The 19,087-nt window shown below is 50.7% G+C and carries 17 protein-coding genes; 6 read left to right on the forward strand and 11 right to left on the reverse strand.

What is annotated here, in order from left to right:
- The coding region (locus KNO99_RS00005) for an RNA-guided endonuclease TnpB family protein (protein ID WP_214744150.1) at positions 1 to 738 on the forward strand (738 nt) is incomplete at its 5' end.
- 217 nt (positions 739 to 955) lie between these two features.
- Here KNO99_RS00005 and KNO99_RS00010 read toward each other — a convergent pair.
- The 11 genes from KNO99_RS00010 to KNO99_RS00060 form a co-directional block, all read right to left on the reverse strand.
- Complete coding sequence (locus KNO99_RS00010; protein WP_214744152.1) at positions 956 to 1,375, reverse strand: RDD family protein; 420 nt, start codon at positions 1,373 to 1,375, stop codon at positions 956 to 958.
- A gap of 14 nt (positions 1,376 to 1,389) precedes the next feature.
- The gene (locus tag KNO99_RS00015) at positions 1,390 to 2,466 is read right to left on the reverse strand and encodes a nitric oxide synthase oxygenase (protein WP_214744154.1); all 1,077 of its coding nucleotides are present in this window, start codon (positions 2,464 to 2,466) and stop codon (positions 1,390 to 1,392) included.
- Between the two features lie 95 nt (positions 2,467 to 2,561).
- Positions 2,562 to 5,393 (reverse strand): EAL domain-containing protein, encoded by a 2,832-nt coding sequence (locus KNO99_RS00020; protein WP_214744156.1) that lies wholly within the window; start codon positions 5,391 to 5,393, stop codon positions 2,562 to 2,564.
- Positions 5,394 to 5,539: 146 nt separating this feature from the next.
- Positions 5,540 to 8,461 carry a type I pullulanase gene (gene pulA / locus KNO99_RS00025; RefSeq protein ID WP_214744158.1) on the reverse strand — a complete coding sequence of 974 codons (2,922 nt, stop codon included), beginning with the start codon at positions 8,459 to 8,461 and terminating at the stop codon, positions 5,540 to 5,542.
- Positions 8,462 to 8,636: 175 nt separating this feature from the next.
- Positions 8,637 to 9,206, reverse strand: a complete 570-nt coding sequence (locus KNO99_RS00030; protein WP_214744160.1) for a hypothetical protein — start codon at positions 9,204 to 9,206, stop codon at positions 8,637 to 8,639.
- A gap of 60 nt (positions 9,207 to 9,266) precedes the next feature.
- Positions 9,267 to 10,925 (reverse strand): FAD-dependent oxidoreductase, encoded by a 1,659-nt coding sequence (locus KNO99_RS00035; protein ID WP_214744162.1) that lies wholly within the window; start codon positions 10,923 to 10,925, stop codon positions 9,267 to 9,269.
- A 12-nt stretch (positions 10,926 to 10,937) separates the two neighbouring features.
- Positions 10,938 to 12,224, reverse strand: a complete 1,287-nt coding sequence (locus KNO99_RS00040) for an arsenic transporter (RefSeq protein WP_214744164.1) — start codon at positions 12,222 to 12,224, stop codon at positions 10,938 to 10,940.
- A gap of 33 nt (positions 12,225 to 12,257) precedes the next feature.
- Complete coding sequence (locus KNO99_RS00045; protein ID WP_214744165.1) at positions 12,258 to 12,536, reverse strand: iron-sulfur cluster biosynthesis family protein; 279 nt, start codon at positions 12,534 to 12,536, stop codon at positions 12,258 to 12,260.
- The gene (gene arsA / locus KNO99_RS00050; protein WP_214744168.1) at positions 12,533 to 14,299 is read right to left on the reverse strand and encodes an arsenical pump-driving ATPase; all 1,767 of its coding nucleotides are present in this window, start codon (positions 14,297 to 14,299) and stop codon (positions 12,533 to 12,535) included. Before arsA ends, KNO99_RS00045 begins: the two co-directional genes overlap by 4 nt.
- A 4-nt stretch (positions 14,300 to 14,303) precedes the next feature.
- Positions 14,304 to 14,663, reverse strand: a complete 360-nt coding sequence (gene arsD / locus KNO99_RS00055) for an arsenite efflux transporter metallochaperone ArsD (protein WP_371743010.1) — start codon at positions 14,661 to 14,663, stop codon at positions 14,304 to 14,306.
- Between the two features lie 12 nt (positions 14,664 to 14,675).
- Positions 14,676 to 14,993: an ArsR/SmtB family transcription factor gene (locus tag KNO99_RS00060; RefSeq protein WP_214744172.1), complete on the reverse strand. Its 318-nt coding sequence runs from the start codon at positions 14,991 to 14,993 to the stop codon at positions 14,676 to 14,678.
- A 199-nt stretch (positions 14,994 to 15,192) separates the two neighbouring features.
- Here KNO99_RS00060 and KNO99_RS00065 point away from each other — a divergent pair, with 199 nt between their 5' ends.
- The 5 genes from KNO99_RS00065 to KNO99_RS00085 all read left to right on the forward strand — a co-directional run bounded on the left by KNO99_RS00065 (position 15,193) and on the right by KNO99_RS00085 (position 19,080).
- Positions 15,193 to 16,674: a SulP family inorganic anion transporter gene (locus KNO99_RS00065; RefSeq protein WP_214744174.1), complete on the forward strand. Its 1,482-nt coding sequence runs from the start codon at positions 15,193 to 15,195 to the stop codon at positions 16,672 to 16,674.
- A gap of 69 nt (positions 16,675 to 16,743) precedes the next feature.
- Entirely contained in the window at positions 16,744 to 17,157 is a 414-nt protein-coding gene (locus KNO99_RS00070; RefSeq protein WP_214693889.1) for a universal stress protein, read from the forward strand.
- Positions 17,158 to 17,270: 113 nt separating this feature from the next.
- A complete protein-coding gene (locus KNO99_RS00075; RefSeq protein ID WP_214683707.1) occupies positions 17,271 to 17,477 on the forward strand; it encodes a PLD nuclease N-terminal domain-containing protein in 207 nt (68 codons plus the stop codon).
- On the forward strand, positions 17,474 to 18,322 hold the full coding sequence (locus KNO99_RS00080) for an ABC transporter ATP-binding protein (RefSeq protein WP_214744176.1): 849 nt from the start codon (positions 17,474 to 17,476) through the stop codon (positions 18,320 to 18,322). The genes KNO99_RS00075 and KNO99_RS00080 overlap by 4 nt, the downstream gene beginning before the upstream one ends.
- On the forward strand, positions 18,322 to 19,080 hold the full coding sequence (locus KNO99_RS00085; RefSeq protein WP_214744178.1) for an ABC transporter permease: 759 nt from the start codon (positions 18,322 to 18,324) through the stop codon (positions 19,078 to 19,080). Before KNO99_RS00080 ends, KNO99_RS00085 begins: the two co-directional genes overlap by 1 nt.
- Positions 19,081 to 19,087: the final 7 nt, after the last annotated feature.

Genomic DNA, 19,087 nt, shown 5'->3' on the forward strand with positions numbered 1-19,087 from the left:
ATCCGCATCGAGTCGGGAAAAGTCCGGCTGCCGAAGGTCGGGTTCGTGCGGTTCACACAACATCGCCCGTTCGAGGGCGTCATCCGGTCCGCGACGGTCTCGATGACAAGGACAGGCAAGTTCTTCGTCTCCATCCTCGTCAAACAGGACGATGAACCACGGATCCCAGCCAAGAACAAGGTCGGGATCGATCTTGGCCTGGAACACTTCGCCGTCATGACGAACGATGCGATGGTCTCCGAAAAGGTCGAAAACCCTCGCTTTCTCCGACAATCCGAAGCAAAGGTCAAGAAGGCACAACGCGCGCTGTCGCGAAAAAAGATCGGGAGCAAGAATCGTGAGAAGGCCAGGTTGATCCTCGCCAAGAAACACGAAAAGATTGCCAACCAACGCAAGGACTTCCTTCACAAACTATCGAGACGGATCGTTGACGAGAACCAAGTCATCGTCGTGGAGACATTGAAATCGAGCAACATAATGAAGAACCGACGCTTAGCCAAATCGGTTGGCGATGTCAGTTGGTACGAGTTCGTCCGTCAACTCGAGTACAAATCAAACTTCTTCGGACGAACGCTCATCAAGGCAGACCCTTGGTACGCATCCACTCAGATCTGTTCCACTTGCGGCGTGAAAGGTCAGAAGAAGGCGATGGATGTCCGTGAATGGACATGTGCCTGTGGCGCGCATCATGACCGTGACATCAACGCGAGCATCAATCTGTTGATGCTGGCAAACTAAAACGAATTCCTTCAGGGTGGGAACCACCCAACGAGCTTGGTAAACAACCGTGGCTGGTAAGAGCACGGTCTTCCCAAGAAGCTCCCCCTACAATTTGCGAAGCAAATAAGTGGCGAGTAGTTCACTCCAATCCCATTATACCTTATTTTCTGTCCCGATTCCTACCCGACCGAACGGGACGAAAAAACAGAGCGACACGCGGTCGCCCTGCTCCTCTTCACTTCGTCGAAATCAGTTTCGTATGGGCGAACTCGTCATGCGGCAACTCGAGATCTTTATTCGACTTCATCTGTTGAAGTGCTCGAATGAGTGGGATCCCAAGCGTCGCCGGATAGACGACATCTTTATAAAGCGTCCGTTTGATGACCTGCTCAAAGGAGAGCGGGCGTCCGTCCGCACTCACGACTTTGATTCCGACGACTCGGTCTCCAAGTGTCTGACCGTTTTGGTATAGCATACAGTAAACCTCTCCGGCCATCGTCACAACGGTCGGCAAGTAATACCGCTTCACTTCCTTGTCGGGCCATAACTTTTTACGGATAGCCTTTTCAATCAATTTGGCCGGCGTCTGAAAGACGACTTGGTCGATTTGACCGGCGACGGCTCGTTTCCAAAGTGGGACTGCCACAGCAATCATCCTTTCTCTCGGTTCTAGCCTTTTATTTCCTCTTTTACCGGCTGACGAAACCCAGAGAACGGACATCCGCTTCGTGCGAACAAGTTCGGCGTTTTGATGATGTTGTCGTAATGTTCATGGAAGACGTGCGTCGTCGCAGGTGATAGAGGGGAGATGAGCCAGCTCCACTGCCCGGTGACGTCACGCCCCGCTTCCCGTTCGTTCTTTTCGAATCGTTTGAATTGTTTGGCGGCGGTATGATGATCAACAATCGTGACACCTGCTCGCTCGAACGACTGGATGACGGCGATATTCAATTCAACGAGCGCGCGGTCCCGCCAAAGTGAACGCTCTTTCGACGTATCGAGCCCGAGCGAGCGGCCGACGAGCGGCAACAAGTCATAGCGATCGGTGTCTGCCAAGTTGCGGGCACCGATTTCTGTCTCCATGTACCATCCGTTGAACGGCACGGACGTAAAACGGAGACCGCCGATTTCAAGTTCCATGTCAGCGATGGCCGGAACGGCATGCCATTTAATCAGACGACCATCAAACAAGTCAAACTCCTCGTGAACGATGTCGACTTCGAGCACGGCATCATGCGGCAAGTCATATAAACGAACATCCTGACCGTCCGTAATCATGAGCGGCAAAAGATCAAACGGGGTGCCGGCCCCGACCCATCCGAGTTGTTCTGCCCGTTTCGTCATCGGCACGGACATCGGGTCCCCGATGATTCCGTCCGGTGTCTCATATCCGGCGTACCGAATCAGCTGCGTGTTCAACAGTTTGAACTCGTTCGGAAGAACCGTCATCGTCGAGCGGATTTTCCCACCGTTTGTGGCGAAATGAAGATGTTCCACAAGTCGAGCGTAGACGTCATCAAACGTTTTCGCATCCCGAGCATCGATCACATGAAGCGTCTGCCAAAACAATCGTCCGATGCAACGGTTCGAGTTCCGCCATGCCATTTTTGCGCCTTCACACAACTCCTCCGTCGTCAACGAATACGTACCCGTGCGTTCAATTTCTTGTTCGATTTCTCGCAAACGTTCGGAAGGATCGTCTTGCCACTGTCGCATCCACTCGCTCGCTTGTTCATACAAATTCATGTCTTAAGTCTCCTCATTTATTCTCTCTTCTCCATCTTAGAGAAAAGGAGACCTTCGTTTCAACTATCCGTTCTCGCTCGTGACAGGTTACGTCGTTACGAGCCATCTGCTTGATGCACGAGTTGCATGTAGTCGGAGAGCGTTTCATCCCCTGTCACTTCCGTCTCTAGGGAAGTTAGTTGTGCTTCGACCGTCGGACTCGATTCGTATGCAGCGGCATATTGGTAAACTCCATTCGTCACTTCCGTCATCCGACGCAAGCGAACGGGTAAATCCGCTCCAGACGCGAAACGAATGATGAACTCGACCTCGCCATCTAACGGAAGACGGAGCGCAGCGTAAAAATGAAGATGCTGGTCCGAACGCGATGTCAACACAATCGAAGAGATTCCGACCGATACGGGTTGCTCGCGAATCGTCGTGATGGTGATTCCTGCTTGAATGTAGCGATTTGTCGCCATCTCGTGATCATCGAGCGGATTGGCGAGCAGTTTCCCAGTATGCATCATCTTCTCGAACACCTCTCCACGGACAGGTGGACTGAATAGATACCCTTGAATCGTTTTGCATCCGAGTTGACGCAATAGTAATAAATCATCCATCTGTTCGATGCCTTCTACGACGACTTCGAGATCGAATTCTTTTGCCAAGACGACAAGACTATGGATGATGGCGCGGGCTTGCTTGTTCTCGGATACGCCGTGACCGAAAATCCGGTCAATTTTGATCGTGTTCACTTGGAATTGTTGCAAATAGGCAAGTGATGAGTACCCTTTTCCGAAGTCGTCGAGAGCGAGCTGAATCCCGAGTGCTTTCAGTGAGGAAAAGACGTTCATGATATGGTGCGTTTCATCCAGTTGCGACGTCTCGGCCACTTCGATTTCAATCCAATTTAACGAGACATCATGTCGCCGACTTGCTGCTTCGAACGTATGCAGCAACTGCTCGTGATACAAGTACTTCGGGGAGACATTCAACGAGATGGGGACCTTTTTCGGTAACGTCGCCAAGTAGCGAAACACCTCATCAATCAAATAGTCCGTCAATCGAATGAACAGATTGCTCTCTTCAGCGAGAGGGATGAAGTCGAGCGGAGACACCACACCCCATGTTGGGTGATCCCACCGCATCAATGCTTCCGCTCCCGTGATTTCTCCCGTCCACGCATTCACTTTCGGCTGATATAAGAGATAGAATTCATTTCGGTCAATGGCGTTCGGCAAATCACGCAACAATTCGAACCGCTTCAACTCGTCGAGATTCATGTGGGAGGCATACAACGAAATGGGAGACGCTCCCGACTTCTCGGCTCGCCCCATTGCCATATAACTACGGCGAATGAGTGTCGTCTCATCATCCGCGTCGTTCGGATAGCGACTGACCCCGACTTGCATATTCGGGTACACGGAATACGGTTCGAGTTGAAAACAGTATTTGGATAAAGTCGTGAGTCTCTTCCCGATTTGAAACAGCTGTTCATCCTCGTGATGACCCGGCATGATGACGAGATACGTGTCCCCGTCCAAATGACCGACGACTGCTTCGTCCGGCACACTCTGGAGCAAGCGATGACCCGTTTGAATTCGCCATTCATCGCCATATTCATAACCGAAAGCTCGATTGATGTCCCCAATTCGATTGAACGTGACCGTGAATAGGACGAATGCGAGCTCCGTCTGAATCAATCGAGTGATGGACTGAAACATCGTCTCGCGGTTCGGAAGATTCGTCATTGGGTCGAATTCAATCAGTCGAAGGACTTTCGCTTCTTGTTCCCTTACTTCGGTCAAATCGCGAATCAACGCCTGAAACCCTCGCACGCGTCCTGTCTCATCGTACAGATGCTGACGGAACTCCTGAATCCATTTCTGCTTCTTCCCGACAAAAATCCGATATTCAAGCTGGACTGGGGTCTCATGACGCGTTTTCTCATTTGCGCGATTGACCTTTTCCAAGTCATCCTGATTGATAACGACTTTCCAATAATCCGGATGGGCATTGAACTGTTTCACCGAAAAACCGAAGATGGTTTGATACTGCCCTGTCGCAAACTCGATTTGGCGCGTGTCGTAACTATAATCACAAATCGCCATGTCCGAAGCCTCGCAGACGCGACGCAACAGTTCATCTTTATCGGTCAATTCATGCTCGATGCGTTGTTGATCTTTCGTCGAAAAAAGAACGTACGTGAACACATTCCGTTCGAGAGACAGTGCACCCCGTACCGTTACAGGTAATTCTTCACGAGTCACCTGATGAAGAAGACGAATCTCGATCGCGAAGTCTGCCCCTTCTCCGGCTGTTCGCAATGTTCGAATCGCTTGTGTGAGTCGTTCCCAGTCATCAGAATGGACGATGTCACGAATTCCGTCTAGCGTCATATCCTTCAAGCGTCTTCTCGAAAGACCAAGGAATGATGACACTTGCGAAGAAAAAGAAAACGTATCCTCACCAAGATGTGCCTCGATCATCATGAGTCCTGGCACTTGTTCAAGCAATTCGCGTCCTACTTTCATAATGGCATAACGATTTTGCGTCTCCCATTCCGCGCTCATGTCTTTGACAATCCCATATACGCCTTGAATGAGTTGATCTTTATAAAGAGGGGTACACGTGACCGCAAGCTTTCGCTTTTGCCCCTCGTATGCTTTGACTAGTTCAAAATGAACCGTTTCTCCGACTAACGCCTGCCCATGATAGGGAGCAAATTCTTCTGACTCCGCCGGAGAAAGGGCGAGATTGTCAAACAAAAGTCCCATCTTTTCGTTTGAATCAATCAAGCGACCGTTTGTATCGAGTACGTAGATGGCATCAGGATATTGTTCAATCAACAGGGAGTCCACATGAAATGCAGGGATTGCTCCTTTAGAAAGGATCTCCGTGTCGTCTCCATTGACGCGATGAATCCACTTCTTGAAAATCGCCATACAATCTCTCCTTTCGAAAGAGATGGAAATTCCAAACGTAAACTCTCGTGTCCATACAAAAAGACTAGTTTTTAAAACATTAATTACCAAATACCCATAATCGTGCCATACGAAAACCCCACTCTTTTACAAGTGGGGTCAATGAATTAGTTACGCTCGAGGACAAACGTATGGTATGCAGGGACTGTGACTCTGCCCGTCGTACGTTTGATTGTCTTCGTTCCAGCGCGGTCCCCGTCGACAATCACGTTCCACGTTCCTTTTGGAAGTTTCACGGATACAGCGTTCGGGTTTGCGTTATGTGTGATGTACAAGTCGTTCTTTTGTCCTGGTGCGTCTTCATCAATCAAATACGTGATGACGTTCGCCTCAGACTTGTAGAATTTCAAGAAGCGCTTCACATCAACCGCTTTCGTCATGCGGAGACCAGGATTTGCTTTCCGCATCTCAATCAAGCCTTTCATGTATTGGACGTCCGCCTTACGGTCGGCTGCCCGTTTCCAGTCGAGCTGATTGATTGAATCCGGTGATTTGTACGAGTTATGGTCTCCTTCTTTCGTACGCATGAACTCCTGACCAGCGTGAAGGAATGTCGTACCTTGGCTCGTCAAGAGAATGCTTGAAGCGAGGCGGTGCATGTCTGTACGCACTTCTTCAGAAGCGTCAGGATTCGTCAACTCCAACTTGTCCCAAAGCGTATGGTTATCGTGTGCTTCGACATATGTGATTGCTTGCGTCGGTTCTTTCGTGAACCCTTTGATCACGTCGTTATACGTGATTTCCCCGACGATACCTGTCTTCACGCGGTTCTCCATACCTTCTTTTCCATTGATGAAGCCATTGTCTTCATCATAGAAGACGCTACCTTTCAATCCATCACGGATGTTGTCATTGAAGTGAGCAACACCAGGCATGTCGTAGGCGTTCTTTTGGTTTGCTTTGAGTTCGGCGTCAAGTGGCGTGCCGAGATCCCAGCCTTCACCGAAGACGAGAATCGATTTGTCGACTTTATTCAATTCTGCACGAACTTTGTTCATCGTATCGACATCGTGAATTCCCATCAAGTCGAAGCGGAAGCCGTCCCAATGGTATTCTTTTGCCCAGTAGACGACTGAATCGACAATAAGTTTTTGCATCATCGCACGCTCAGACGCCGTATCGTTCCCGACACCTGTTCCGTTTGCGAAGTCGCCACCTGCCGTATAACGGTAGTAGTAACCCGGTACGATTTTGTGAAGGTTAGATGCCTGCGCGTCGAACATGTGGTTGTAGACAACGTCCATGACGGCACGTAAATTGTTGTCATGTAAACCTTGAATCATTTGTTTCATCTCTGTGATTCGTACTTTTGCATCATAAGGATTCGTTGAATACGATCCTTCTGGCGCGTTGTAGTTTTTCGGGTCGTAGCCCCAGTTGTATGTCGCCATCGGGTTCGTTTCGTCAACCGATGCCGTGTTGAAGTCATAAACAGGGATGAACTGGACGTGTGTCACGCCAAGGTCTTTGACGTGGTCGAGTCCCGTCTTCGTCGCTGTTTTCTTCCCGTTCTCGATCAAGCGAGTTCCTGGTTGAACGACACCGAGGTATTTGCCTTTATAGCGGATTCCTGAATCATATGTGTTCGATGTGACATCAAAAATCGAGAAGTCGCGGACGTGTGTCTCATAGATGATGGCGTCCGTTGCGTTTTTCAACTTCGGCTTCATTGAGTTCCAACGTTTCGGATCTGTTTCTTTCAAGTCGACGATGACCCCTTGGTCACCGTTCACACCGACAGCTGTCGCATACGGATCGACCGCACGAACTTTCCCTGTCGCATGTGTCACTTGATACGTATACCCGACACCGTCGAGGTCGCCACGTACTTCAGCCACCCACGTGCCACGTTCCCCACGTTTCATCTGGATGACTTTTTTCAAGTCTTTGTCGTTCGCTGGTCGGTCTTTCGGCATGTTCCATAGCTCGAGCTCGACTTGTTGAGCCGTCGGTGCCCAAAGAACAAATTGTGTTTTTGATTTTTGGTATGTGATGCCGAGTTTTCCATTATAGGCATACTTCGCATCAAACTCTTTTGAACGAAGTACTTTTCCTGCTTGAAGCGTCTGTTCACCAAACTCAGGATGTGAAGCTTTGATGACTTTTGCTAAATCGATATCTTCTTTGAATTCAATTGTGACTGACTTGTCACCAGCCTTTGTGATGGCAGCGACAGTTGCACCATCTACCGTCACTTCATCGATGAACGCATCCGTAATGACGCGGTTCGTCGTGAGCGTTGCTTGACGGAACGTGTCCGCCGAGAATGAAACGAGTTTCGGTGAGCGATCGATTTCAGGCTCTGAATAGTAAATCGTCGAATCTCCTTCAACGAGCCAAATTTCTTTCGCTGAACCAAGAACGAAGCGGTCTTCCCCGTCTTTCTCCGTCCATTCTCCTTTTTTCGTGATCAAGCCCATAAGCTTTTTCGACTCCGGATTGGCGAGCTTGACGTTCGTCACGCCACCGAATGCATCCGTCTCGTCAAACGCGATGCTCTGACCGTCCCCACCGTCTGGCCAAGCCCATAGGCCCCAGTCCGTGTATGTATTGTCGTAACGGAAATAGTGAACTTTCATATCGATCTCCGTTGAAGCCGTCTCCCCGTCCGGGTTCGACGTATAAATCTTCGAATCACCTGACTTGATCCACACTTCTGCGACACCATCTTGAATCATGTCGCTCGTGATGAAGCGGTCGTTCTCTGACCCTTTATCTTTGTCCCAGTTGTCCGTTCGAACGATGAGACCAATTTTTTCAGGTGAATCGACCGGGAATTCGTAAGCCGCCACCTTTCCGAATGCATCTTCCCCATTAAATGTGAATCCTTTGTTCGGGAAGTAATCTGGGCCATTCGCCCAAAGCCATAAGTTCCAATCTTTTTCATTATCCGGCGCCTCTTGATAATGGACGACGACGAGTGTCGACTTCCCTTTATCTAAAGCGGACGTCGGCATCGGAAACATTGACAGAATTAGTGCAAACGTTAGCACAACTGCCCATACGGGTTTCCATTGCTTTTTGACCATGAGGGTCCCTCCTTGTAGCACTATTTTGAGAAAACGCTTACACAAAAATTGTAAACGGTTTCCTTTATCGAAGCAACGTTATTTTAGAAAAGAGTCAATTGGCATCATTCTTCTCACGGATTGTCTAAGGACAATGAACTAAAAAGACGGATGTCGCTCCTTATGGCACAATCCGTCAAAGTTTATTCCATTCCTCGAGTGACTCCAAATACCACCGATAGCTTATCTTGATTTCTTCGTCTGTCAAATCGGCTGGCAAAAGCGAACGTGGCACGAGACCCGTGAACTTGGCGCCTCCGACATGCGCAAAAATATAAGAGCCGACTTGCTCCGACATGTATCTCGTCAAAAAGCCGGTCACATACTTTCCATCCTTGCTCTCGAAGACGATGTCGAGTCGACGTCCTTCCTGTTCATCGATGATCAACTGGTTGTATCGCCGATGTTCTTCGTCCTTATGCTTATACACCGTCCCACGTCTTGCGTTGTCATCAATCTCCCACTGATGGTCTTTTCTCTCTTTCGCCGTGAAGATTTTCTCGAGTATTCTTGGGTCATCAATCGTTAAGCAACAAAAGATATGTTCATACGAGAGTTGATCGTCGTTTACCAAATCCATGATGTCCGTCTTCGGGATCATTCTTGCCTTATAGCGCACCATCACGCGGCGGACGACCTCTTCTTTATCAAAAATTAACCACTGCTTCCGACGTTCAAACTTTTCATGTAGTATCTTATAATTCATACGACTCACCTCACATTTCAGCATATCAAAAAACGACGCCCGCAATGGACGCCGCCTTATTTAGTTCCCGTATTTTTTGAACAACTGATAGTTCTTATTCCCGCCTGACAAGTTGTAGACGTCGGTGAATCCAAGGTTACGAAGCACGTTTTGCGCCGCGTTTCCTGTCACTCCACCGTTACAATAGACGACGGTCGGCTTGTTCTTGTCCATCTCTTTCGCAGCTTCGCGGAGGTTGCCGAGTGGGACGTTGACTGCACAATCGACACATGCCTTCTCGAACTGTGCTGCTTTCCGCGTATCGATGATTTGCATGTCTTCCCCTGCATCGATTCGTGCTTGGAGCTCGGCCGGTGTGATGAGTCGTGCCGCCTTATCGATACTGTTCGACAAGACCATCCCCGTATACATGACCGGATCTTTCGTCGTCGAGAACGGTGGTGCGTATGCGAGGTCAAGGTGGAACAAGTCATCCACTTTCGCCTTCAGGGTGATGGCCGTGACGAAGACGTCGATCCGTTTGTCGACTCCTTCAAACCCGACGATTTGAATGCCGAGCAATTGACGCGTCGAACGGTCCGCGACCGCTTTGATCGTCATGTCCTTCCCACCCATGTAGGCAGGCTTATCCGGTTTCGTGTTATGGAGCACCTCGATGTCAAATCCGTGTTCGCGTGCTTCCTTCTCGGAAAGTCCTGTCTGCGCCACCGCGAGTCCGAACACTTTGAAGATACCCGTGCCGAGGATACCGCGATGTTCGAGATGACCGCCCGTGATCACGTCCCCGGCGGTCCGTCCCATCTTGTTCGCTGTCGAACCGAGCGGGCGCCAAATCGGTTTTCCCGTCACGATGGAGAAGCTCTCCGCGACGTCTCCAGCCGCATACACGTCCGGGATGTTCGTCTCCATACGTTCATTGACGGCAATCGCTCCCGTCTCACCTAGTTCCACTCCCATGTTCATGGCAAGTTCGACGTTCGGACGTACTCCGACCGATAAGATGACGAAGTCAGTCTCGATCGTCTTGCCGCTCTCCGTGACGACACGTTCCACATGTCCATCACCGACAAGTTCCGTCACCGTCTCCCCAAGCATGAGCTCGATTCCATTCTTCTCGAGATGTTCCTCGACGCGGCACGCCATGTCTTTGTCGAGTGGTGGCATCACCTGCGGCACGCGTTCGATGATCGTCACGTCCACGCCACGAAGCTTCAACTGTTCGGCCATCTCCAAACCGATGAAGCCGGCTCCGATGATTGTCGCATGTTTCGGGTTCGTCGAATCGACGAACGAACGTGTCGCTTCTGCATGCTGAATGTTTCGAATCGGGAAGACGTTATCCGACTTCACACCCGGAATCGGTGGGATGATGCTCGTCGCCCCTGTGGCGAGGACGAGAACATCATACGAGTCCGTGAACGTGTCACCAGTCTCCAAGTTTTCAACCGTCACCGTCTTTGCGTCCTTGTCGACCGTCGTCACGTTATGACGCGTCATGACGTCGATGTTGTAGCGTTTCTTGAAGAACGCCGCGTCACGTGGTGTCAAATCGTCACGTGATTCTACTTCTCCACCGACGTAGTACGGAATGCCACAACCTGAATACGAGATATCATAATCCCGGTCGTAAATCGTAATCTGTGCGTCCTCGTTATTCCGACGCGCTTTCGCTGCGACCGATGTTCCGGCAGCAACGGATCCAATGATGACTAGTTTCATATAACCCACTCCTTAATAAAGTAATAAGCTGATATAGAGGCCGAGCAATGTGATGGCCAGTGTCGGAATCGTCAAGATGATCCCGACTTTGAAATACTCACCCCATCCGATTTTAAGGCCTTTCGTACGGAGCACATGGAGCCAAAGAAGCGTCGCAAGTGATCCAATCGGGGTGATCTTCGGTCCAAGGTCGGACCCGATAACGTTCGCATAGATTAAGGCTTCCCGAATCTGTCCTGACGTATACGTCAAGTCGATGGCGAGCGCATCAATCATGACAGTCGGCATGTTGTTCATGACCGATGACAAGATGGCAGCCAAGAATCCCATCCCGAACGTCGCACTGAATGCGTTCACTGCGAACCAATCAATGAAGTTGGCGAGTACTTGTGTCAGTCCCGCGTTTTGTAATCCGTAAACGACGATATACATCCCGAGCGAGAAAAAGACGATGGCCCACGGTGCACCTTTCACGACTTGAGTCGTCTCTACCGCAGATGATCGATTCGCCATCACGAGGAAGAACAAAGCGATGACACCAGCGACGAGTGAGACCGGGATTCCGAATAAGTCACTCGTGAAGTAACCGATAACTAGCAAAGCGAGTACGACCCACGACAAGCGGAACATCGTATGGTCTTTGATGACCGACGCCGGTTCGGCCAACTGAGACGCGTCATATTGTTTCGGGATGTCTTTTTTGAAATAGAGATACAAGACGAGCAGACTACCCGCGACTGCGAACACGTTGACGAATACCATCCGTGCCGCATACTCGGCAAACCCGATATCGAAGAAGTCAGCCGAGACGATATTGACCAAGTTGGAGACGATGAACGGGAGACTTGCTGTGTCGGCGATGAAGCCGGACGCCATGACATATGCCAACACGACCGCGTCCGGAAGTTTAAGTGCTCGTACCATCGCTAAAACGATCGGTGTCAAAATGAGCGCGGCCCCGTCGTTCGCGAACAATGCCGCGACGAGCGCGCCGAGTAAGGTGATATAGACAAATAGCTTCACGCCACCGCCTTTAGCGATTCGTGCCATATGTAAAGCGGCCCATTCAAAAAATCCAATCTCATCTAAAATGAGTGAGATGATGATAATCGCGATGAACGTAAACGTCGCGTTCCAGATGATTCCCCATACCGTTCCGACGTCATCGAGGTTAACGACGCCTGAAAGGAGGGCGATGACGGCCATCCCCATCGCCGAGTAACCGATGCCGAGGCCTTTCGGTTGCTTGATGATGAGAAAGAGCGTCACCAAAAAAATTAAACTAGCAATCCACTGCACAATGAGTTCCTCCAATAATCTCTATTTATTCTTTTAGCAAGTTGGTTGTAAACCGTGCAACACGAGCGTAATGCCATCTTCTGTCGATTCGACGTCGAGTGTCACGTTTTCCGCCATCGCCTCAGCATCCTTCGCAACGGCAAACGTGAGCGTGTCGAACTGCTTCACCTCGTCTGTCTCTTCTGGTGTCGCCACGACTAGACCGAGCGTCGGTCCACAGCAACCTGCCTCTGTGATGATGCGGACAGATTTTGTTTTTTCCTCTTCAAGTGCCGTCTTCAAAAAATTGATTGCTTCGTTTGTGATGTTCATTGTATTTTCTCCTTTAGCAATTTAGATAGCGCCGAGTATCCGACTGGCAGTTGTTCTTGCCATGCGAGAACCGTAGGACGCGGATAGTTGTTCACGCGCTCTAGCCAAATCGCCTCGCTCGCGACTTTCGATGTCAGCAGTTTGCTCGTGACGTCGAGTGGCGTAAACGATTGATTGACGACCCAAGCGAACGGTTGAATCGCTGCCCGTTGTAAGTCTGACGTTAGACGCTCCGCTTCATATACCGGCGTCGCCTCAGGCAGTGTCGTGATGATGACGTGCGTTTGTTTTGGGTCACGCAGTTTCGGTAGTAACGTTCGGACCGCTTCCGGAACGACGCCGGTCGACCGTTCGAGTTCGCGATGATAGCTCTCCGTCGCATCTAATAACAGAAGCGTATGTCCCGTTGGAGCTGTATCGATGACGACGAAGCGGTCTTTCGCTTTCGCCACTTGATCAGCAAAGGCACGGAAGACGGCGATCTCTTCCGTGCACGGTGAGCGCAAGTCCTCTTCGAGCATCAACCGTTGCTCATCGTTCATGTCTCCGGCTTCCTGGAACACATCCGCCCGATACTTCTCAATCTCGGTTTTCGGATCAATAGCATCGACGGTGAACGTATCTGAAACGTCCGCTCCAATCGTGAGTGCAACGTGCGCGGCCGGGTCTGTTGTCGTCAAATGAACAGCATGTCCTCGTTCGTGAAGCGCGACAGCAAGAAGCGAGGCGAGTGTCGTCTTCCCGACGCCACCTTTCCCCATCGTCATGATCACGCTTGGACCGTCAGCTTCTACTTCGTCGACGAGTTGGTCGATTGAGCCGTAACGACTCGTGTCATAGCGTGCATTCGAAATCGTGACTGGCATCCCGACTACAAAACGTTGGAGCGCTGATATCCCGACGAGATTTTCATATGCATACGGAAGCGTGAACGTCTCAAGATCGACGATTCCGTGCGGGAGAGTGTCGAGTGCTTGTTGTTGGCGTTCGATGAACCGCTTCGTGTAACGGTCTGTCCCTTCACCTGAGTCGACGACACCGTTGATGATGAGCTGCATTCGCTCGATGCCGATGGCGCGAAGTTCTGTCGCGGCACGTGCTGCTTCGACGAGTGTCGACTTCTCGGGACGAGCGACGAGCAATAACGTCGTCTCATTGTCATCGATGAGCGTCTCGACGGCTCGTTTGTACTGCGCTTGCTTATCCGCAAGACCAGCCAATGGACCAAGACAAGACGCACCCGTCGTATTTGTCTCTAAAAATTCATCCCATGCGCTCGGTAGGGTTAATAATCGGAGCGTATGCCCGGTCGGTGCCGTATCAAAGATGACATGGTCGTATCGTTCCCGTGCCGCCTCGGACGTCAACAGCTCCGTGAATTGATCGAACGCCGCAATCTCTACCGTACATGCGCCAGACAACTGTTCTTCCATCGATTGAATCGCAACGTCCGGTAAAACGCCCCGATACGGACCGACCATGCGTTCCATATACTGTTTTGCCGCCTGTTCCGGGTCAAAGTTGGCAATCGCAAGCGTCGTTCCTGTAACGAGACGCGGTGTCTCATCGAGCTCCATCTCAAAGACGTCTTGTAGATTACTCGCCGGATCGGTCGAGACGAGTAAGATCTGTTTTCCACGATTGGCGAGCGTCAAGGCGAGACTCGATGCCGTCGACGTCTTCCCAACGCCACCTTTCCCGGTCAAAAACACATAGCGGGTCGGTTCAATCGTCTGAAAATCAAATGGCTTCACTGTGAGCATCTCCTTATTTTTTGAGTGAGATTCGAACTTTCGGTTTTTCTCCATCTTGTTTGGCGAATGCGGCAATTGGTAATCCTGTCAACTCCGCCATCTCTTCATTTGACAAATAAGCGCCCCGCTTCACAATTTCTCCGTCGACGAGCGTCATCGGGAGCACGTCGAGCCCGTTCATGATTTCATCTTGGACGATGGCATTCTCGACGAATCGGTTCGGTTCCGATGCGAGATTATAGCGCGACACATCAAAGCCGCGTTGTTGTAACACGTAATGGATGGTCGCCACCCGTGTCAGTTCCGGGTCGATGGACGGTCCACACAATCCCGTCGGACAACACATGGCTGGTTCGAACACTTCAAGTTTCATCTTCATCTCTCCTTAAATGGCACAATTCGGCTCACAATCACAGCTCGGCTCATTCGTCTCTAAATTCGCTAATAAGCCGGTGACGAGCGGATAAAACGGACTCGTCTCGTTCAATCGATAATGAATCCACTGTTTGTCCCGACGCTCGAGCAAGAGCCCCGCCTGGCGTAACATCTTCAAATGGCGACTGATCGCCGGTTGCGAAATATCGAAACAATCGACGAAACTACAGGCGCACTGTTCGCCTGCTTCCATCTGTTTCAACATCGTCAATCGGGTCGGGTCACCTAGCACTTTGAGAACTTTACTTAATTCTTCCACGGTATACATGACTACTCCCCACCTTTCATATAACTTTTCCGTTATATAACCTATACGTTATGAAATTACCATAGTTTTTCACACGAATCAATTGTCATTTTGGACTAGATTCGGTATGATGAAACACGTTGAAAATGAACGGATTCCATTATTTTGATTTTCGTGAGACTCGAAAATCAAATCATTTTATACAGAAAGGTGTGTTCTTTTGGAAAGATTGAATACGTTGAAACATGAATGGTTCGGAAACGTCCGAGCCGACATTTTAGCCGGGATTGTCGTCGCTTTGGCGCTCATCCCGGAAGCCATCGCCTTCTCCCTCATCGCAGGGGTCAACCCGATGGTAGGGCTTTATGCCTCATTCATCATCGCCATGGTCATCTCAATTGCCGGAGGTCGTCCAGCCATGATTTCCGCTGCGACCGGTGCGATGGCGCTCGTCGTCGTCTCGCTCGTCGCCGACCACGGTCTGCAGTACTTGCTCGCTGCCGGTATTTTGACCGGAATTATTCAAATCGTCCTCGGTTATCTCGGCATCGCCCGCTTGATGAAATTCATTCCCCGTGCCGTCATGGTCGGTTTCGTCAACGCGCTTGCCATTTTGATTTTCCAAGCGCAGTTGTCAAACTTTGAAGGGGAAAGCTGGATCATCTGGGCAATCGTCGCGGCGTCACTCGCCATCATCTTCTTGTTCCCACGTGTCACGAAAGCAATCCCTGCGCCGCTCGTCGCCATCGTCGTGATGACGATTCTCGCGATCACGCTCGGTCTCGATACGAAAAACATCGGGGACATGGGAACGATCTCGGCGACACTTCCGGACTTCTTATTCCCGGATGTGCCGTTCACGCTTGAGACACTCATGATCATCTTGCCGTACTCGATCTCACTCGCGTTCGTCGGCTTGATTGAATCGCTCTTGACGGCCCAAATTGTCGATGACATGACAGGAACGGACTCGAATAAGAACCGCGAGTCGCGTGGCCAAGGGATTTCGAACATCATTGCCGGATTCTTCGGTGGGATGCCAGGATGCGCGATGATTGGTCAATCGGTCATTAACGTCTCCTCAGGTGCGCGCGGTCGTCTCTCGACATTCACCGCAGGACTCGCCCTCTTCATCATGATCATGACGATCAGTGATGTGCTCATGCTCATCCCTGTCGGCGCGCTCGTCGGTGTCATGTTCTTCGTATCGTATGCGACGTTTGACTGGGGCTCGCTCAAAGCGATGCGTACCGCTCAAAAGTCAGACACGGTCGTCATGCTCGTCACGGTCATCGTCACGGTCTTCACGCACGACTTGTCACTCGGTGTGCTCGGTGGAATTTTGACGGCTGCGATTTTGTTCGCTGCCAAAATTTCGAAAATCGACCTCGGTCGCCACGTCACGTCGCATCGCGTAGACTATACTGTAAACGGACAATTGTTCTTCGCCTCGACATCTGAATTCGTCAACCAGTTTGATGTGGCAGAAGACGTGGAGGCAGGTGTCAACCAGGTCACCATCGATTTTGCGAATACGCATCTTTGGGATGACTCGGCCATCGGCGCCATCGATAAGGTCGTCTTCAAATACCGTGAAGTCGGAATCGAACCTGAACTTCTCAATTTGAATAAAGACTCTGAAAAACTGCTCAACACGCTCGCGCTCCACTTGAAACAACAAGACGGAAACGCAGGGCATTGATTCGGCATTCCCCCGCTTCACCAAATCACCTATACTAAATGTAGAACGTGCGAAAGAGGAGGAGTTTTCATGGGAAAGGTATTTTTAGCGGCAGATGGTTCTGCCCACTCGAAACGTGCGCTTGAAAAGGCGATTCAACTCGCAAAGGCGTCTAATGCGTCGATTGACATCGTCCATGTGATCAGTGCGAAAGAATCCAAAGAGGCCGCCCTCAACTCAACGGGCAAAATCGACTTGGAAACGAAGCGGAAGCAGATGCTCAAACCGTTATTCGATTTGACGGAAGCTGAAGGCATTCCATACGAGTACATCGAACTCCGTGGTGAGCCGGACGTCGAACTCGTCAAATATGCGAATCACGAACCATATGAATATGTCGTCGTCGGATCGCGCGGCTTGAACACGTTCCAAGAGTTCGTGCTCGGAAGCGTGAGTCATAAACTCGCCAAACGTGCACTCGCTCCTGTCATCATCGTTAAATGATTCATCTTCCCCGTCTCTTCGCGAGATGGGGATTTTTTGTGTCTCATACAGGGGACGCCCTGTTCGTGTAGAATGTGTTAAGGACAGTCTATTTACTAAAGGAGGTTCTCGCTATGGACATCGCAAACGACCCGAATACACTTTTTCTCATCCTGTTACCTGTCCTCATCCTGCAACTCATCTTGCTCGTCGTCGCTTTGATTGACTTGTTCAAACGGGACGTGACGAACGGCCCGAAATGGGTATGGCTCCTCGTCATCGTCTTCATCAACATTCTCGGCCCGATCATCTACTTCTTATGGGGACGGACGCCGCGATGAAAGTCACACGGTTAACCAAACGATTCGGTTCCTTCACGGCCCTCGATGATGTCAGCTTTGAGCTACGCCCAGGTTGCACCTCGTTACTCGGAGAAAATGGTGCCGGGAAGACTACCTTGTTGAACTTGCTCGCCCGCGTCACGAACCCGACGAGTGGCGATATGAGCGGACATGACCAGATTCGGGTTGGCTATTTGCCACAACGCCCTGCCCTCTATCCGTCCCTCACGCCTGTCGAGACGATTCGCTACGCTGCTGAATTGACGGGAACGAAACACATTGATCCTATCCAACTATTAAAACGCGTCGGTCTTGAGCCGGTCGACCGTCCAGCCTCGAACTTATCGGGCGGGATGCGTCAGCGTCTAGGCATCGCCCAGGCACTCGTCCATGACCCTGAATTACTGTTACTCGACGAGCCGGTCTCAGCTTTAGATCCACGCGGTCGACGGGAAGTACTCGACTTGTTGAGCGACTTGAAACGAGAGCGAATGATTCTCTATTCGACACACGTCCTCCCAGATGCTGAAGAAGCGAGCGACTGGGTGCTCTTGCTTCGACAAGGTAAACTACTGATGGAAGGCACGGTGACCGACTTGCTCGGATCGAAATCCACGATTGAATTACGTCTCTTCGACGACCCGACGAGCGGGACAGATTGGAATACGCTAGCCGGTGTGCGTCGTGTGACGAAGAATGGCTCGACGTGGACGTTCGAGTCGACGGACCGGGATATCGCTGAACGTGCAATCTTGAAGCGAATCCTTGAACTGAACGTCACCGTCCAATCGTTACACGTCGGGCATCCGTCACTTGAGTCCTTGTTCTTGGAGGTGAACGCCTGATGCGCACGGCAATTTTCAAACAAGAATGGCGGGAGTCTTGGGCGAACAAGCGAGTCATCTGGATTCCGATCGCTCTCATGCTCCTCGCCTCCATGCAACCGCTCACGCTTTATTTCTTACCAGATATCCTCGCTTCCGGCGGGAACTTACCGGACGGTGCCGTCATTGAAATTCCGACACCGACACCGGAAGAAGTATTGATTTCTGTCAGCGAACAGCTTCGCCAAATCGGGCTCCTCGTCGTCTTATTGTCGGCGATGCATACGTTCAGCCATGAACGGACGAACGGGACCCTCGCCTGGCTCAAGTCGTTACAAATCCCGACGTCGCGCATCGTCGTCAGTAAATGGGGACATTACGCCCTACTAAGCGTCGGCAGCATCTTGCTCGCACAAACGACAGCTGCCTATTATACGGTCATTTTATTCGACGCATTCGATGGGCTCGACTTTCTCATATCGACCACACTCCTCATCTGTCATTTTGTCGTTCAGTTATCAATTTTCTTCCTCATCGCCGCGATGTTGGAAAGTGGTGTCGTCGCGGTCGTGTTGACGCTCGGTCTTCATTTCGTCATGTCGCTCCTCATCGGTTGGGTCGACCTCGATTGGATGCCTTGGATGCTCGGTCCGCTATCGAGCGAAGTGCTCCTGACAGAAGTAGATTTCATGTGGCCGCTCGTGACCGGAATGCTCGTCGTCATCCTCTCGCTTTATGTGGCGTCGAAGCGTCTTCGGTTTATGTCCGATTCATCATAAATTTTCT

This window comes from Exiguobacterium sp. s189, from assembly GCF_018617615.1.
Lineage (GTDB): Bacteria > Bacillota > Bacilli > Exiguobacteriales > Exiguobacteriaceae > Exiguobacterium > Exiguobacterium aestuarii_A.

Coding starts and splice junctions, on each gene's coding strand:
- KNO99_RS00010 (WP_214744152.1), bottom strand. CDS start 1,375: ATGATTGCTGTGGCAGTCCCACTTTGGAAACGAGCCGTCGCCGGTCAA.
- KNO99_RS00015 (WP_214744154.1), bottom strand. CDS start 2,466: ATGAATTTGTATGAACAAGCGAGCGAGTGGATGCGACAGTGGCAAGAC.
- KNO99_RS00020 (WP_214744156.1), bottom strand. CDS start 5,393: ATGGCGATTTTCAAGAAGTGGATTCATCGCGTCAATGGAGACGACACG.
- pulA (WP_214744158.1), bottom strand. CDS start 8,461: ATGGTCAAAAAGCAATGGAAACCCGTATGGGCAGTTGTGCTAACGTTT.
- KNO99_RS00030 (WP_214744160.1), bottom strand. CDS start 9,206: ATGAATTATAAGATACTACATGAAAAGTTTGAACGTCGGAAGCAGTGG.
- KNO99_RS00035 (WP_214744162.1), bottom strand. CDS start 10,925: ATGAAACTAGTCATCATTGGATCCGTTGCTGCCGGAACATCGGTCGCA.
- KNO99_RS00045 (WP_214744165.1), bottom strand. CDS start 12,536: ATGAACATCACAAACGAAGCAATCAATTTTTTGAAGACGGCACTTGAA.
- arsA (WP_214744168.1), bottom strand. CDS start 14,299: ATGCTCACAGTGAAGCCATTTGATTTTCAGACGATTGAACCGACCCGC.
- arsD (WP_371743010.1), bottom strand. CDS start 14,663: ATGAAACTTGAAGTGTTCGAACCAGCCATGTGTTGTCCGACGGGATTG.
- KNO99_RS00060 (WP_214744172.1), bottom strand. CDS start 14,993: ATGTATACCGTGGAAGAATTAAGTAAAGTTCTCAAAGTGCTAGGTGAC.
- KNO99_RS00070 (WP_214693889.1), top strand. CDS start 16,744: ATGGGAAAGGTATTTTTAGCGGCAGATGGTTCTGCCCACTCGAAACGT.
- KNO99_RS00075 (WP_214683707.1), top strand. CDS start 17,271: ATGGACATCGCAAACGACCCGAATACACTTTTTCTCATCCTGTTACCT.
- KNO99_RS00080 (WP_214744176.1), top strand. CDS start 17,474: ATGAAAGTCACACGGTTAACCAAACGATTCGGTTCCTTCACGGCCCTC.
- KNO99_RS00085 (WP_214744178.1), top strand. CDS start 18,322: ATGCGCACGGCAATTTTCAAACAAGAATGGCGGGAGTCTTGGGCGAAC.